The sequence below is a fragment of the Mucilaginibacter sp. 320_HR genome, from assembly GCF_059691875.1.
The window spans coordinates 17,240-34,495 of record NZ_JCAWAI010000004.1 but is presented as its reverse complement, the minus strand read 5'-3'; the positions used below and the strand labels follow the sequence as shown (position 1 = coordinate 34,495).

Genomic DNA, 17,256 nt, shown 5'->3' with positions numbered 1-17,256 from the left:
GATACATGCCTTTTCATTTAAGTGTTTAACAATCTTAAGAATTACGTGTTGTAAGTTCTTAATAACATAGATTCGTTCCGCAACTAACAAAATGGATGTATAATCAGCATCACCAATAGTAGTTCCGCTAATAATTAGGTGCATGTTGCTGTTTATAAAAAGATTTTAGTTAATTACGTCTAAATGGTGCATCGCTACTCAGCATTTATTAAAACTGTAAATCTTATTGTCGATTACGTAGTCCTAAATATCGGCATGGTGTTAGCCTACTATATCGAAGTACATAAATTTGAAATTTGGCCTCCCAGCCAACATGCACTTCCAATTGTTTTAGTATTTAATTTAACCTGGCTGTTGTCTGCAAACCTTACAAGATTATACAGCGAGGTATTGAACAAAGACTCGGTAAATACATTCAGAAATATCGCTAAAACTTACTTAATATTCGTTGCGCTCATCGCTATTATAGCTTTAGTGATAGGGGTTGAGGCATACCGTATTACTTATATGTACTTAGTTGTTTCGGCAGTACTGTTTGGAGTTTTATTATGTTCATGGAAATTGGTGTTCCTCGGCATCCGCAAGAGTAATCGTGCATTATTATTCGATTCCAGAAAAGTTGTTATAATTGGCAGCGGTCGCATCAGCAATGATCTGTATAATTTTTTTATAGGGAATCCAGATAGAGGGTATAAATTAATGGGCTTTTTTGATGATAACTATTATGATACTGAAGCTAACGATCTTTATCTGGGATCAATAAATGAGTGTATTACATACTCCTTAAAACATAACATAGCAGAAATATTTTGTGCGCTGCCGGTATCGGAGTCAAAAAAAATCGAAAAGCTTTTGGGAGAGGCAGAAAAGAATCTAATACGATTTAGAATTGTGCCAGAGTATTATGATTACGGTATAAAGCCGGTATTAGTGCAGAGTTTTGGAAATATTCCTGTCATATCCGTACGGACAGAACCTCTTGAGAACTTGCTCAATAGATTTTGCAAAAGACTTTTCGATATCTGTTTCTCTCTACTTATAATAATATTCGTTTTCAGCTGGATCTATCCCATCCTGGCGATCTTAATTAAGCTCGGCTCCAAAGGTCCGGTACTGTTTAAACAACTACGTTCTGGACGAGACAATAATCCTTTTTGGTGTTATAAGTTTAGGAGTATGCTAATAAATAGCGATAGCGACAGCAAGCAAGCTGTGAGAAATGATAAACGGGTTACCAGAATTGGCGCATTTATGCGACGAACTAGTATTGATGAGTTACCACAGTTTTTTAATGTTTTAATTGGGAACATGTCAACAGTTGGTCCAAGGCCACATATGTTGAGCCATACCATACAATATTCAAAGTTAATAGATAGATTTATGGTAAGACATTTTCTTAAGCCAGGTATTACCGGATGGGCACAGGTAAAAGGTCTTAGGGGCGAAACATTATCCACCGAGATGATGCTTAAGAGAGTTGAAGCAGATGTGTGGTACTTAGAAAACTGGTCGTTCCTTTTAGATCTTAAAATAATTTTCCTAACTGTTTGGAACAGTATTCGCGGTGATGAAAAGGCTTTCTAGCTATAATTTATCCCAACCGGTGGTATTATATCGCCCATGCCAAAACTTCATCATCAGAGAGCCAATCACACTTGAAGGCTTTCTTTCGTTAGACATAATTTTATTTAACGCATCAATTAAATTATGCTCCATGTTAGAGTAACTCATCGTGTCAATTATTTCTAAAGATTTTCTGCTCATACTTACTTTCAAACTTTGTTCGGCTGTTACAAACTTTAATATGCTACGAGCAATATCCTTAATATCAAACGCATTAAAACTGTACCCATTTATCCCTTCCTGCAGTAAATCTTCAGTCGCATTTATAGTCTTACTTAATAAAACTGGTAGGCCGGTAGCCATCGCTTCATTGACAACTAACCCCCACGTTTCAGAAAAACTAGGCAATACAAATGCGTCTGCACTTTGTAGATATTGCGGAAGTTGGGTGTTAGGTATAGCCTTTTTCAATTGTACAGTTTGCAGCTGCAAATCCTTTATTTTTTGTGTAAGATGTTCCTTTTCAGGTCCGTCGCCTACAATCAATAATTGATAACCTGTATTTTCTTGCTCAACAATTTGCCAGGCCGTAAGCAGTCCAGTCAAATTTTTTATTGGCACCATGCGAGCCACACAGATTATCGTATTACTTAATCTCTCACCTACAAGTGCTCTATTAAAAAAAGCATTGTCTATAGTAGCAAATCCATGAAAGAAGGTTAAACCCTTTTTTTTAAATCTTACGAATTCTCTATCGTAACTAGGTGAAGGTAACCATAGTGCATCCGACTCACCTATTATTACGTTTTTCACCCATTGTACCACAAAGTTGCGCTTTACTTGTGACGGTTTGGCATCATCAAACATGATAAACCTCTTACCTTCTTGTTTAGCCCATGCAATACCCAGCGCACCAGCATAAAAAACAATTGAAGGACCAATTATAACATCTGCTTGCAAAATGTCGAGACGATCAAAGATAGCCTTCTTTATATATCTTTTATTTAACTCCGGTGCGCTCTGATGAGGAAACAAACACCACCACCATTCATTATTGTTTTCTGCCTCATCGAACGTATAAGGAGATCCTTTGCCAAAAAGTTCGATAGCATAAAGTTCAATACCCTGATCTGCCAATGAAGTATGCAAGTATGTAAGCCTGCTCTTCCAATATACTCTAAAATCGTTATTTAGGATTACAACCTTCACTTATCAATTTTTTTTAAATTATCCCAAATGAAAGGAAAAAGCGTTTTCATCCACAATTTAAATACTGCACCACTATAATCAGATGGGAAGTGCTTTTTAATATAAAACAAATACTCATTATAAGCCAGGCCTTTAACGCTATATAAATAATTTACCCGTTGCCTTAGGCTGTGCTTACCTGACAGCCAATTGGGACCATGATCATCTTCACAAAAACCATAATAACCAGGAGCTAGTAGAACTTTAACTCCTGCCTTAAAAGCTGTAAGAGTATAATCGTAGTCTGCAAGATAGTGAGTATATGCTCCCTCAAATATCCCAATTTTATGAACCACAGCTGCACTAACCAAAAAAACATTAGCATTACCCAGGTGACACGGTTTCAAAACTTGTTCATCAGGTTCAACAAGGTAATAAGCAGCGTGATTGAGGCGATTTAGCAGATGGCCGCCGTACGTAATCTTTTTAGTGATAGCACTTAATGTTGAGCCTATTAAGATGCTTTCAGGACCAGCTAATTGGTAACTAGCTATTAAACGCTTTAGAGATCCTTCTATCAGAATTACGTCGTCATTACACAATAAGAAAAGATCATACTTTTTTTGGTCCACCGCATGTTTCCATAATACCCGCATTCCGCCAGCCCAAAATAAATTGCCGGTACCGTTGATGATTCTGACTTCAGGATAAATTGCTTTTACAGAATCACTGGTCCCGTCGGTTGATCCGTCATCAAGCAAATAAACATCCCAGTTGTCTGCAGAAAATGTTATCTCTTTATATAAGCTAGCTAAAAAGCCCAGAGTTTTTGTCTTTCTGTTGTGGCAACTTATAAGAACTGCACAACTAAAATCAAATCCTTCCATAAGCATACTCGGATTCATCCTCCTCGTCATTCAGAGGACCATTTAACGGCTTCTGCTTTGGCTGGATAAACAACAGCATCATAACTAACGGCAAAAACAAAATAGGCTCACCGAAACTTAACACCAAAAGAATCAAAATACAGTAACCGATATTCTCCCATCTTAAAACATATGGTTTGCAAAATCGAACATACCTGATCAATAGATATAGCAAACCAATTAAACCAAACTTGGCAAGAAAATCAAACACGCCGTTAGAAATATTAACTGTATAAGACTTATTTAGAACCTCGTTATACCTATTACTTACACCCGTAATTAATTTTGCGCCGAATTGATCATAAATGTAAACCATACTGGAAAACCGATTAAGCGGTATTTCCATCCTGTTATGATGGTAATACTTCTCCAATACTTTTAATCGATTCAGATCGCGCATGTCCTCTTTGTAAGTATCAACAATTTTGTCTCCAAGAAAAGGGATGAACACAAAAGCAAGTATTAGAGCCGGGACAAGGAGCAATACATATATATTCACCTTCGGCGATCTAAAACGATAAGCCATGAAAAATAAAACTATCAGCCCAAGATAGTTTGTAGTTGAAAAAGTGGTGATGTTTGCTATGATTAAAATGATGGCCACCTTATCAAACCTAAATTTATTAAGAAAGAAGTGAAACATTAATGTGATAACCAAAAAGCATCCAAATGCCCCGGGCTCCCAAACAAACCCCGAGTTGCTAAAGTCATGAAAGCCTTGAGTGAACGTAAAGAACAGAATGTTTGAATACCCCGGTATTGTATTACCAGTTGGAAAGTTAAGGGCGGAGAATGCTTTAAACATGGCCTCTCCAGATATAAGTTGCAAAGCATAGAACACAAATGACAATAATGTCAAGTGGGTCATCACTTTTACGATGTTTGCTAACAGCTTTTCTTTTAAAACAACGCAAAAAAGGAAGCTTAGTAAAACATATTTTAAAAGGAATAAAAGGTCGCTTAAAAGAAAATCTGTTTCTAAGTCATTCACAACAAAGAACCTAAAGCAAACAAATACAATGAACACGGCAGCAAAGATCAAAAACGAAATAATTGGTTTCTTAGTAAATTCCTTACGATTAACAGCCACTACAAGTAAAATCCCTATTACGGCAACCCACCCTATCATACTTGATGATAAAATGTTTGCGTTTGCGGAGATTAGCAGGAAAAGTAGAGTAATAAAATAATTGAGATTAAAAGTCTTATTTCGCATTAGGGTTAACTTTATTGCAATTTAGCAGTATCTAGATTATAAATGATTCGCTGGAATCTGTGTTAGAAAAGCTTCCACGTTATCAAACAAGTGACTATGACGCTTTATTTTTTCAGTGTCCCAATCCCACCATTTGAGTGTTAAGAGCTTAGAAATTTGCTGCTCATCAAAACGGTAACGCATAAGTTTGGCTGGTATGCCACCATGAATAGAGTATGGCGGAACATCTCTGGTAACAATAGCTCCTGCTGCGATAATGGCGCCGTCTCCAATTGATACTCCATCCATTATCAATACATTATTTCCAATCCACACGTCATTTCCGATGGCTACAATGTATTTATCATCAGCATAAATGTGTTCATCAAACCTGTTTTCTATTACGAACGAGAAGCCAGCTTGCATCCTGGTTGAAAAAAAAGCGGGGTGGGTAGACACAAACTTTTTAGATGGATGAGTACCAAGACCCGTTTGTACGTAACTACCTATAGAACAGTATCTACCTATTTTGGCTCCCTTAATTGTACTGTTTCCGGATATATAAGTACCAAAACCCACGGTTGAACTCGCAATAAAGGCCTTGTCTCCAACAAAATTATTGCCTTCAAACTTGTTTTTCATATCCAAAGTTACAGCTCGGCCAATCTTTACAGCAATTGGATGATACTTAAGTCTGAAATAATTACGTTTAATCCAGTCTTTCATTTTCAGTAAAAATAAGATTTTTACAATGAGGTAGAGGTAATAATGAAATATTTGAGCGATTTACTGCGAACAGTTGAAAAAGCGGGAGTAAAAACTAACTGATATGCTATCTTCGAGTGAAATTAATACCTGTAGCATTATATGAAATCTAATAAAAATAAAACGAAAGGGTTTCTTCTTATTGACAAGGTTGTACTTGCACTAAATCTGATCGTCTCTATTGCGTTAATTATAAGTTACTTTGCACCATCGACAGATCCCAGAGACTCAACATTTGTGGCTTTACTTGGGTTTGGTATGAATATCTTGATTATTGCTGACGCATTATTTATTGTTTATTGGGCGTTCCGCAAACCATTGTTAATGTTAATTCCCGTTTTATGTATCCTCATAGGGTTCCAATCCATTAGCTCACAAATCGGGTTTAACTCAAAAACAAACATTGGTTCTAAAGCTGCACCTGATGTTATCCGAATCATGCACTTTAACGTGCGTGAATTTAAAGGAATTGACAAATTTGCTGATCTCCCGATCGAGAATGAAGTTTTCGATATCATTAAAAATGTCCAACCTGACGTATTAAACATGGTTGAATTTTCAAAGTGGAAAGCTAACAAGGATTCAATTAGCCAGCAGCTTGTGGGCCCACAAGGCTTAAAAAATTATTATTTTAAGGAATTCAAAAAAATAACACCTTATGACACGACGGGAAATGTCATATTCTCTAAATATCCTATAATCAATTCAGGAGTTGTAGATACAGGAAAATACTTAAACACTAAAGCAATATTTGCAGACCTCAAGTTCGACAAAAAAATATTTCGGGTATACTGCATCCACTTAGCCGCTGTAACAATTAAAACCAAGGAAAAAGGACGCATGCTGCACGGAAAAGTTGATGTCGAAAAGTCGTCTTTCGTTGTGAACAAACTGGAAAGTGCCTTCTTAAACAGAAGTTTTCAAGTTAGCAAGATAAAACGACATATAGAAAAATGCCCTTATCCTTACGTCATTACAGGAGACTTTAATGACACACCTAATTCTTATGCAGTGAACGAGTTGGGCGATGGATTAAAAAATGCTTTTGAAGAAAAAGGGGCTGGATTTGAAACCACCTACTACAGCTCTTATCCCTTACACATTGATTATATTTTTCTAACCCAGCAATTTGAGGTGCTAAACTATTCTGCAGTTGACAAGAAAGTATCGGACCATAAAGCGCTGGTAAGTGATGTAAAGTTGAGGTAATTAACACAAAAAATTGTCAACAAACTTTTCCATAACATTGTCTACGTTTAAATATTCAAGCGCATATCTTCTTGCATTTTCACGTTTTCTCTGCAACTCGCCGTCAAGTTTTATGTCTAATATCTGTTGCACGAGAATATCTTGCATGTCCTTGTCTTGTGATTTAACGACATAGCCGAAATCGTACGTTGTAACCATCTCATGTAAAGACGTGCCTTCAGAGGCAGTAACAATACTTGCCCCCCCTACAGCTAATATCGTTGTAAGTTTTGATGGCATTACTAAATCTCCAGCATCTGATATTTGGAGTACCAGATGAATATCCGCCATATTTAAAAACTCGTTAAATACCTCTTTTTGCTGAACTTGTAGGAAAGATATGTTCCCGAGCCCCATTCTTGAAGCCTGTTCCTGAAGCTGATCTTTATAGGGGCCTGATGAACATATTATAAACTTGACGTGATCATGATTTATAAGTTCTTGCGCGGCAACAAGAATGCGCTCGAGACGTTGTTTTACACCAACAGCGCCTGAATAAAGATATATAATATCATCTGCCTTATACCCCCACTTAACCTTTAACTTATCCCTGTTTTCTAACGGAAAAAAATAGTTAGTATCTACCCAATTGGGGAAAAAAATTATTTCGCGATCAACCTTTGCTCGAATTTTCTTTATCATGCCGGTCGATATACTGCTCACAAAATCTGCCCGCTTAAGGATGTTGTATTCTACTTTAAACAAGCCAGCTAATATTCGTTTTTTAGAAAAAAGCTTCAGATCGCGGGCAGCTTCAATCTGCATATCTTGTATGTGATAAAGAAGCTTACCCCCAGTTACTGACCGCAACATTAGCCCTAAATATGCCAAATGAAAAGGCGGAGCTATAGTAACAATAAGATCAAATCTTGCTTTTGTAAATATGATCTTAAAAACTATAAAAAACTTTGCGACCCAAAATGAAAAATCCTGGAGAGCGCGTTGTTTACCAGTAGGGTCGCTTGGAATATAAGATGGGCACCGGTAGATAGTAAGAGAGCCTCCGCTTTTCTCGTTATAGAAAGTTTCTTTTTTATACCACCTGTTTGTATATGGTTCCTGAACTTTCCAGTACGGATAATAAGGAAAAGTGGTGATTACAGTGCAATCATGTCCCCTCCCAACGAGCCAGTTAATCATTTCACCGTTGTACTTTCCAATACCTATAGGTTCGGGAGCAAAGTTATGGCTAATTAATAATATCCTTTTTTTATCCATCTAAAACTGCGCCTCCGGCTTAGCAAGTATGCTCGTTGGCTATAAAACCCTTAAAGATAAAAATTTTATGAAGTATATCGCACGCGACAATGCGTTACCATGTGATAAATCAATCTTATTAAACAAGGTAGTTTTAGCTATGTGCAAATAATTACAAGAAGCTTTAATCTAAACGTTATCACGCCCCCTTAGGAGTTCACGTGTTTTTAATACAATAAAATACTCATAAATGGACAGCATAGTAGTATATGTAAATCCAACAGCACCATCCATGAAAGCTCTTTTTACCATAATCATATACAACCATCTAACAACAGGTCTGCCAGGCAATTTATAGAAAAGGCCTTTTTGATGATACCTGCGTTCAGTAAAGTCACTACCAAATAAAGCTTTCGATATAGAAAAATTTTGACCAGTGGTCAATTGCTGAATTCGCATTTCTGCTTCCTTATCAGCGTAATTTAGATGCCTGCTAAACCAAAATTTTATTCCCTTGCTAAATGGATAATGATCTAAATACCCCCTTATCCTGCCCACATTACCATCCGGAATCGATAATGGATTTACCAGCCTTTCGTATCTCATTTTTTCCGGCCGGAACAAACGCAAATAAAAAGGCGATACCTGCGCATGTTTAAGCCATTTGCCGTTCCAGGCAAAGTCTCTTCGCTGTATCTCAAACGCCACTACGCTGGTATCTTCTGGCACTTGCAAAATAGCTTCTTTTAAAGTTGTGGATACTCGTTCGTCAGCATCAATATATAGTACCCACTTGTGTTTAAACGTAATGTTCTTCAAGCCCCAATTTTGATGAGCAGCCCAGTTATCGAACGTTCGCTGCGTTACATGCGCACCCGCCGATGCTGCTAGTTGAACAGTGTGATCTTCACTAAATGAATCATAAACATGTATGTCATCGCACCATTTCACCGACTCCAAACAACCCGGTAAATCCTGTTCTTCATTCTTTGTGAGGATAAGTACTGATACCATGGTTTGTTAAATGTTGAAAAAGGTTGCATTCTGTTCTATATGCTTTTCATTAAACATAGAGCAAAGTAAAACACTTTGGGGAAAATCCTCAATTAGCTTTTCAAAAACATCTTGAGGTGTTTCGTCGGTTTTTATTCCGCGTAATATTGAAAATAAAACGTTCGGTTTGTTGTGCCGTTCTGATAAAGTAGATTGATATGCCGTATCGTAAAACGGTTTATTAAATTGAAGCAAGTCAAAATGATGTAAATAGGGCTCGTGCATTTGTTTATCAAGTAAGTTAAAAGCCAGGCCAAAAGCCCGGATTTTACCTGACTGCTTTAAAGCTTCAGCAGCCCGTAATACTTCATCTATGTCATTAATAACACAAACAGGTTCGTGTACAAAAAAATAGTCCAGATAATCTGTTTTCAAGTTTCTTAAGCTTTGCTCCAGACTATCAACCATCTCTTTAGCGGTGATCTCCACCCGATTATGAAAACGGTCAGCTATTGTACTAACAGGAGCGCCTTTATCGGCAACGATTTTTTTATCAGCAGTTTTACTTTTTAACAACCGTACTACAGGCTTAATAGGCTTCAATAGCTTTGCTTTCCAATTTGCTTTGATACCAAACTTGCTGGCAATAACTACATCCTTTCTCCTATCTTTCAGGATATTCCCTACGAAAGATTCAGCTTCTCCGTACCCGTACGATCTTGCAAGATCAAAATAATTAATTTCATGGGCTAGCGCGCTATGCACAGCACGACGAGCTGTTGAAGAATTTATAGCCCCAAGGATAGAAGCACAGCCGAAGCCAAGCTTGGAAGAGATTATTCCATTACATAACTCGACCTTTCTCATGTTTTTTCCGTTAAAAAGTTTGCCAAACGAGCGGCAACCACGCCCAGGAAAAAGGTTGGATTGGCTTGGCTGGAGGTAGGGAATACCGAGCTACTGCATACATAAACATTGCTTGTGCCCCAAAGTCTTAAATCTTCATTTACCACACCTTTTTGTGCCGACGAAGCTATTCTTGTTGTGCCTGATTGATGTATTCCATCTTTTGACATTAATCGTATAGCATCTTTTAATTCATCTTGCTTAAACCAATAAATAAGCTCGCCACATTTATTTTCGCGTAGATAGTCATCAAGAATTTCGTGGACCTTTATGACAGAATTTATATCATCGTCGCTTAAAGAATACCTGATTAACATTGTTTCTCCATCATCTGCTAGCTCCATCAGGTTGCTGAAGACAGGCTGCTGTTCCGCATGAAAATGCAGTGCATATTCATTGTCGGGGCTATATAAGAAAACACCGGGCAACTTGCGTTTTGACAAGTACCTTTTGTAAAAAATAGAAGCAGGAGTTAACAAAGAAGAAGGAAACTGCTTTAATACATTAGCAATGTGCTTAGTAACCCCAAAAACTTTACCCTTGGTGACTGATTGAGCAATCGCTGGCGGTGCAAGTTTTTTCCCCAATACAGGTGTTATCATTGCTAAATACATGAATGACATTGCTCCACTACCGTGTGATGGATCGTAGTATAGAGGGTTGTCCAACCAAATAGCCGTGTTTGATAAATTATGTTTTTTCAAAATTTCATCAGTAAACTGAAACCGTCTTCGCAAGTAAACGCCGTCTTTATCTACAATAAAGCCAAAATCTGTTTTTTGGGGATCGCCATAGAATTTAACCGAAGCAATTTTTCCTGACAAGTGGCCCTGGTAATATCTTCCCAGGGACGGTGGTGTAAAACCTAAATTAGAAAACAACTGAACATTTCTCAGCAAGATTCGAGTAGACTCTTGCGCCCCGGCAGCAATAACATAATCACCAGCTTTAATTGTCACCAGCTCACCTGTAAAGACCTGTCTTATATCGAGGGTTTCTACCCTATTGGCCGTATTTGGATTAAAAAACGACCTCGCTTCAAAGCTGCTTAAAAAGTGAATATTACTGGCTAGCTTAATATCATCTCTGTATCTTTCTCCAAACCTGGTTGGCATGCTCCAGCGCTCAACTTCCGAGTCTATTATAACACCCTCAATAAAATTTTCAGCAATTCTGCTATGCTTCAAATTTATGTTATTGCTTATGTTGAACACTGGTTCACCACATTCAAAATATTTGGCGGAAATTTCTGAGTACTGGAGGGCGTCATTATAAAACGCCATGTCCCAGGTACAGTTTTCTCCCACAATATCGCGTTGTTGAAAATCTATAGGGTTATAATTTACACAACGCCCGCCCCATGTTTGTGTGGTGCCACCGAACATTTTATTAGTTGTCTCATACGGAGTGTGATGATTAGCTATATTTTCAATTACAATTGAATCATCAAGAGCGTTTTTTCCCTCGCTTTTGAAACTGCCGTATTCTACTAATAGAACGGTCTTGTCCGGGTTGAGTTTAGCGTACTCGAGCGTTAAAATTATGCCTCCTGGTCCACTACCTATCACGCATAGATCGTACCTATCCTGTAGGTCTTTGTGACTTAACAAAATCATTTTACAGGAGCTATATTTAATACGTTACTACGCGCTTTAATTGCCTGAGCAGGATTACCTGTATATACTGTCCATGGTTCGAGATCTTTAGATGCAACAGCAGCAGCCCCTAATACAGAACCTTCATAACATGTTACCCCTGGCAGAACAACTGCCTTTGCACATATCCATACATAGGGTTCTATATTAATCTTCTTTTTAAGGTAGGTGAAATTCGCGCTATTGTAATCATGAGTTGCGCCACATATGTAACTGTCCTGAGATAGAATTGAATGGTGCCCCAGGTATAAGCCACCCGGATTGTAGATTTCTACTCCTGAAGCTATAGTAACTACATCCTCAGTTTTAAGCAGCCATGGTGCCCATATTTTGCAATTTGGATATATAAAGTTTGTTTTTCCAATCTCTGCTCCAAATAATCTCAAAACAGCAACACGCCACTTGTGCAAAGCATTGGGGGTCCACCTGCAAAGTAACAGCCACACCGCACTCCAAAGTACCCTCTTCAATTTATTACTCATAGAAAAGGACGGGCGTATATAAGCGTCGTCACTATTTTGGTCATGAGAAATAAACATCTATATGCAATTTTGAATATTACTGTTCAAATTTACGCTTTTTCTTTAGAGTGAACTGCTACGATTCCGAGCTCATCGTTACCTAATATTTTAACCAATTCCTTCACCGATCTTTCTACAGTAAAACACTTTTTGTAAACTTCACGGGCGTTTAGTCTCATGTTTTCTTTATCATTTTCAGTAATTTCAATCCAAACTTTAAGTTGGGAGTTAATGTCTTCCTGATCATCATTCACTACAATTCCACCAGCGCCCTCTTCAATTTCCTTCCAAATATTTATCTCATTTGTGATAAGAACAGGCTTCGCGCACGCCAAAGCTTCCACAACAGCAATACCAAAATTTTCCTGATGGCTGGGTAAAACAAAGGCATCGCAAGTGTAAAGCGCTCCCCATTTTGCATCACCCTTAAGCATGCCAGGAAAGTACACGTGTTCCTTCAATAAGTCACTATCGTTTACCGCCTTTAATATACCTTTTCCGTAAGCTGTATCCAGACCTGGCCCGGCAATCACTAAAGCTGGTAAACTTTTGCCGGCACCTTTAGCACCTTCAAGTAATTTTAAGTAAGCGTTAACTAAAAGATCCACCCCCTTTTTCCTGTGTATTCGGCTCAAAAAAAGTAAAAAAGGTCTTTCCTGCGGCTTATTGCATCTTTCCAGAAAAGCAAACTTCATATTTGGTTTGTATTCCGGCGGCTCTACTATGCCGTAACCTACATTTATCTCTTGTTTTGGGTGGTACGGAGAAAAGGTTTGCCTTGCTAATTCAAGTTCCATCTGACAAGTGAACAACAACCCATTGGCATCATTTACAACCCTGCTTTCTACCAACTTCCAATAAAACCAATTACGTACAGCTTTCAACTTTCTATCTGGTGCGTTTTGAAAATAGGGGTCAAGCATACCATGCGGCATAACGTACAACTTAGGTAAATAATGCTGTCCTTCTGCTTTCTTGTTTTGCTTTTGTAGTGTTCGCCAAACACTCCAGCCGGCGTAGCTTGAATAAAGCCACAAACCATTGATAATTATATTGTCAAACCGGCCCATGTTGTTTAGCAGCCATGGCCTTAATTTATCTGAATATTGCCACGGACCTACTGCAGGACCCAACGCGTGAATAGGAAAATCATCCATTCCCAGGAAAGAGCTTTTGGGATCGTCGAGACTCACTACTTCCCTGCTAATCCCATATTCCATTAAACCAGGATTAGTATTTCTGATACCCTGGCAGGGTCCGCCCTGAGCTGGGTCCATACTCCCGATGATGTGCAGTAGCTTCATTTGCCCAAATTTGGATTAGCTAAAAGCTCTAAAATAGCTGCTTCTACCTCGTTAACTGTTATTGACAAGATGCATTTTTTCTTTTGCACGAGACAAACATCCAGCAGGCAGCCAGCACAATCAGTTTTATGGTAAATTATTCTGTTGTTTCGGCCGCGTGGAAACCACTGACCGGGTAACTGCCTTGCTGAGAATATACCTACGCATGGTGTGCCTACACAAGCTGCCAAATGCATTGGTCCGCTATCATGACCAACAAAAACTTGCGCGCTCTTGAGTACTAACCCGGATAATCGTGGAGAAACTTTGCCGCACAAATTTAATGATCCTTGTCCCCAATCTGTGACGTATCGTTGCGCCTGGTCAAATTCATCCGGCCCACCTATCATTATAAGTTGCCACTTTGTGAGGATGCTTTTCAGGCGGCTAATAAGCGCCTGCCAATTACTTTCTCCCCAGTCATTAACTGGGCTTTTTGTACCAGTACTTATTACAATAACCGGCTTATCGCTATCAATATTTAATACTGCTGCTTTTGCAGCATTTATCTCGGCTACGCTAAATTGCAGATCCCAATTTCTATCATCATTAAGATCAATAGTTCCTAATGTATTTACCCTGCGTGCAAGCCGTTTTGCCTCCCACTCTAACATGCCTGTGTTTACGTCCTGAACTGTCAGGTAATCAGCAATTGTATTTGGCAACCCAACAATACGTTTCACGCCTGCAGCTTTAAAAAACAACCTGTCTCTCAATACAGTTGCCTTAGCTTTGGTGAGGTTGTCTGCACCTCTTACGCCCACCAGGTAAATTACTGTATCTATTTCAAGTGCCCGAATTTGCTTAATTAAACCAAAAAGCGTTCTGACACTTCTGGTACCAACTGGATAAGGCAGTGTACGATTAAAAAAAAATCCAGTTTCCAATACACTTTCCAGAGGTGCGGCTTTACTTTCAACAGGTTTATTGGTAAGGAGGGTTATGTCTGCATCAGGGTAGCAGTGCCTTATTAGGTGAAAAACGGGCAGTGCGATAATCGTGTCGCCCAAGCTTCCCAAGCGGTAAATTAAAATCCTTTTAGAAGGAACAAGCATATTTATGCTGTTGTTTCTGATTCGTTTTCGGTTGATACCCTATCTCTCATAGCAGCTATAGTAAGTCCCCCCATAATCACACCAAACCCCAAAGCTGTTGGCTGCGCCCACTGACCTTGAGCTACAGCCTGAAAGCTCACACTAACAATAATCCAGGGCAGTAGATTATTGAACTTTAATCTTTTATAAGCTTGATAAAGCATCTTTAAACTTACACTCATCCGCACTCCTATAGCAGTAAGCCCCAAAACTGTGCCCATTTCGCCAATTAAACGACCCCATTCTCCTTCTGATATCAAAAATGTGTCCGATCTGCCAATAAGCAGTTTAGCTCCGGCATTAGTGCCCATACCCACGCCAAAACCAAAAAACGGCAGGTCAGGGTTGAGGAACGGCTCGAAAATGCTTGCTCCTATCCTGTTTGAAATAGTGTTATCCAAAGTTCCTTCACTACCCTTAGCGTCATCAAAGCGACTGGTAAGTACATCTATGGCATTCTTGAAGAATTCCAGATTGCTTAGCAATGCAACAATAATTATCAATCCCAGAACGGCAATAAACATGCGACCTAACAATCGTGGAGTTCTGGCAATAGAGGCAAGCATGAAAAACCCGGATAATACCGTTTGAATTAATAATCCTCTACTGATTGACAATGGAATAGCTGCAATAAAGGCAATGGTGGCAGCAATTAACAAGAAGCGGTTAACCTGCTCCATGTTCAGCCAGAAGTACATTACAAAAACGCCCACCAACGACCAAAACTGGGTATTGCCTGTAGTGAACGAAAATGTTCCCGGCGGCCGGTAATAACCCAACGCCCCGCTAAATCCTCCACCTAACGAATCAGCACCAATTCCTTTATTCACATAAGCCGACTGAGGGCTATAAAATTGAAGAACGATAAGTAAAAACATTGGAAGTGCAATCCAGAGCACAATTCGCCCTATTTGTATTACATCTTCTTTATCAAATACTTTCCCAATTAAGAATATAAGCGGAAAATGAAGTAATAAAATCCGGCACCCATAAGCAGCTACAGATAAATTCCTGTGCCCTAACAGCAGCGTTGTGAACAACGCACAAAAGCCAACAAATACCATCAAATAAAAGTAAATGCTTACAGGTAAGTAATTGTTTCTCCAGGCAAATATTAACAACCATATAGCAACGGGGTCTCGGACAACAAGCAGAGGAGTTGCCAAGCCGGGCAAAACCCATTTACGCAATGCGCCTTCTACTATCAAAAGAATAAAATATATCCATATTCCTTTTCTTAAAGTTGCAACAGCCGTTTCCTTATTTAACCCCTCATTTAGTGTAAAAGCAGAACTCTTAGCTAAAAAGCTTGTGTTACTTCCGGGGTATATATCATTTTCAGATTCAGTCATAAAACCTAAAAGTACTTATTTATTATCGATAATAGCATTCACCAACTCACGTCCGTAGTTTTCCCATGTTCTATTTTTAGCGGTTTCCCTTGCAGCCATCCCCACGTTCTTAATCATACCTGGTTTCAACAGAATAGCTTCTATAGCCTCTTTAAGTGCATCAGTTGACGCCGCTTGTATGAGCCATCCATTTTCGTGATTACTAATAATATCAGGACCTGCTGTGCGGTCAGTTGTGATTACAGGCGTTCCCTGGGCCATAGCCTCGGTGATAACCAATCCAAAACCCTCAAATAGAGATGGAAAAATCAATACGTCGTGCTCTCTCATCAATTTCAAAATTTCAGCGTGCGGTAAACTAGGTATCCACTTGTGCTTTTTTAGTGCGTCATTTAAAGGGGTGCAGGTATCTACCACTTTTGATCCGACAACTGTGAGCTCTATTTTAGGCCCAAAGTATTCGGCCGCTGCAAATAAATCGGCAACTCCTTTGCGTTGAGACAACCCGCCTACAAAAAGAAGCCTGAGCGGCCTGGAAGCAGAAACAATCTCATACTGCTTCACCTCTGCCACAGGCGGAAATGCATAAGGAATTACATTTACCTTAGGCAACTTGCCATTATAATAATTTAATGTGCTGGCTGTAAAGTTACTGGCTACAAATATACTTGTTGCTAATTTTAGCTCATCGTCCTTACGTTTTAGTTTTTCGTCTGAATCTTTTAATCCCGTGAGTGTTTCGGCCCAATCTGGCCACCGCTCCCTTTCCTGACCAAGTAACACCCTTGCAGCCCGCCAATATCCAATCGGCAGATCATAAAACCGACGAATATTCAATGCACTTGCCTGATTGAAGGTTTGTATTGCTCCGTCTTCGTACGCATATACCGCATCGGGCATGTCACCACTACTTGTGTTATTAAGCCGCTCCGCTACGTTCCTATCTAAATTCCTGTAAACATTATCAACACTTGCCCATCCTTTTTCATGTTCAATAAATCTTTTTCCCCCAATCCGTGGAAGTATAATGCGACTTAATTCCCTAAATGGGTATGTCAATATCTTCTCCTGAGGTATTGGATAGCTTCTTCTAAGCAAATCGTTTTTAACGATTTTAGGAACTACACTAAATAACATTGACGAACTATCAGTGGCTACAGTAGTTACAAACTTCTCCAACAAGCCTTCCTTAAACAACGCATATGCAAGCGCTCTAACAAATTCGTTTCCGGTAGGATGTGTTAGGATTATTCTCATTCAATAATATTTTAGCGACGTATGTATTGCATCATCTTGCCTATTTACTTGTT

Annotated in this window: 15 protein-coding genes; 2 read left to right on the top strand and 13 right to left on the bottom strand. The window is 38.9% G+C overall.

Annotation, left to right across the window (positions count from 1 at the left end; translation table 11 throughout):
- Positions 1–183: 183 nt before the first annotated feature.
- Positions 184–1,584: an undecaprenyl-phosphate glucose phosphotransferase gene (locus AC59GT_RS14695; RefSeq protein WP_497238328.1), complete on the top strand. Its 1,401-nt coding sequence runs from the start codon at positions 184–186 to the stop codon at positions 1,582–1,584.
- On the opposite strand, the gene AC59GT_RS14690 is transcribed toward AC59GT_RS14695, so the two are convergent.
- From AC59GT_RS14690 to AC59GT_RS14675, 4 genes are all read right to left on the bottom strand, one after another.
- A complete protein-coding gene (locus AC59GT_RS14690) occupies positions 1,585–2,772 on the bottom strand; it encodes a glycosyltransferase family 4 protein (RefSeq protein WP_497238327.1) in 1,188 nt (395 codons plus the stop codon).
- Positions 2,769–3,638, bottom strand: coding sequence for a glycosyltransferase family 2 protein (locus tag AC59GT_RS14685; protein ID WP_497238326.1), 870 nt, complete (start codon positions 3,636–3,638; stop codon positions 2,769–2,771). The genes AC59GT_RS14690 and AC59GT_RS14685 overlap by 4 nt, the downstream gene beginning before the upstream one ends.
- Positions 3,625–4,482: an O-antigen ligase family protein gene (locus AC59GT_RS14680; RefSeq protein WP_497238325.1), complete on the bottom strand. Its 858-nt coding sequence runs from the start codon at positions 4,480–4,482 to the stop codon at positions 3,625–3,627. The genes AC59GT_RS14685 and AC59GT_RS14680 overlap by 14 nt, the downstream gene beginning before the upstream one ends.
- Positions 4,483–4,929: 447 nt before the next feature.
- Positions 4,930–5,598 carry a CatB-related O-acetyltransferase gene (locus tag AC59GT_RS14675; RefSeq protein WP_497238324.1) on the bottom strand — a complete coding sequence of 223 codons (669 nt, stop codon included), beginning with the start codon at positions 5,596–5,598 and terminating at the stop codon, positions 4,930–4,932.
- A gap of 141 nt (positions 5,599–5,739) precedes the next feature.
- Between AC59GT_RS14675 and AC59GT_RS14670 the strand changes: the two genes are divergently transcribed.
- Complete coding sequence (locus AC59GT_RS14670) at positions 5,740–6,846, top strand: endonuclease/exonuclease/phosphatase family protein (RefSeq protein ID WP_497238323.1); 1,107 nt, start codon at positions 5,740–5,742, stop codon at positions 6,844–6,846.
- On the opposite strand, the gene AC59GT_RS14665 is transcribed toward AC59GT_RS14670, so the two are convergent.
- The 9 genes from AC59GT_RS14665 to AC59GT_RS14625 all read right to left on the bottom strand — a co-directional run bounded on the left by AC59GT_RS14665 (position 6,847) and on the right by AC59GT_RS14625 (position 17,203).
- On the bottom strand, positions 6,847–8,103 hold the full coding sequence (locus AC59GT_RS14665; RefSeq protein WP_497238322.1) for a WcaI family glycosyltransferase: 1,257 nt from the start codon (positions 8,101–8,103) through the stop codon (positions 6,847–6,849).
- Between the two features lie 168 nt (positions 8,104–8,271).
- Entirely contained in the window at positions 8,272–9,096 is an 825-nt protein-coding gene (locus AC59GT_RS14660; RefSeq protein WP_497238321.1) for a glycosyltransferase family 2 protein, read from the bottom strand.
- A gap of 6 nt (positions 9,097–9,102) precedes the next feature.
- Positions 9,103–9,942 carry an aldo/keto reductase gene (locus AC59GT_RS14655; RefSeq protein WP_497238320.1) on the bottom strand — a complete coding sequence of 280 codons (840 nt, stop codon included), beginning with the start codon at positions 9,940–9,942 and terminating at the stop codon, positions 9,103–9,105.
- Complete coding sequence (locus tag AC59GT_RS14650) at positions 9,939–11,597, bottom strand: GMC oxidoreductase (protein WP_497238319.1); 1,659 nt, start codon at positions 11,595–11,597, stop codon at positions 9,939–9,941. Before AC59GT_RS14650 ends, AC59GT_RS14655 begins: the two co-directional genes overlap by 4 nt.
- The gene (locus AC59GT_RS14645; RefSeq protein ID WP_497238318.1) at positions 11,594–12,175 is read right to left on the bottom strand and encodes an LbetaH domain-containing protein; all 582 of its coding nucleotides are present in this window, start codon (positions 12,173–12,175) and stop codon (positions 11,594–11,596) included. The genes AC59GT_RS14650 and AC59GT_RS14645 overlap by 4 nt, the downstream gene beginning before the upstream one ends.
- A gap of 32 nt (positions 12,176–12,207) precedes the next feature.
- Positions 12,208–13,461 (bottom strand): glycosyltransferase, encoded by a 1,254-nt coding sequence (locus tag AC59GT_RS14640; protein ID WP_497238317.1) that lies wholly within the window; start codon positions 13,459–13,461, stop codon positions 12,208–12,210.
- A complete protein-coding gene (locus tag AC59GT_RS14635; protein ID WP_497238316.1) occupies positions 13,458–14,555 on the bottom strand; it encodes a glycosyltransferase family 9 protein in 1,098 nt (365 codons plus the stop codon). Before AC59GT_RS14635 ends, AC59GT_RS14640 begins: the two co-directional genes overlap by 4 nt.
- A gap of 2 nt (positions 14,556–14,557) precedes the next feature.
- Positions 14,558–15,946 carry a hypothetical protein gene (locus AC59GT_RS14630; RefSeq protein WP_497238315.1) on the bottom strand — a complete coding sequence of 463 codons (1,389 nt, stop codon included), beginning with the start codon at positions 15,944–15,946 and terminating at the stop codon, positions 14,558–14,560.
- 15 nt (positions 15,947–15,961) lie between these two features.
- On the bottom strand, positions 15,962–17,203 hold the full coding sequence (locus AC59GT_RS14625) for a glycosyltransferase family 4 protein (RefSeq protein WP_497238314.1): 1,242 nt from the start codon (positions 17,201–17,203) through the stop codon (positions 15,962–15,964).
- Between the last annotated feature and the right edge of the window lie 53 nt (positions 17,204–17,256).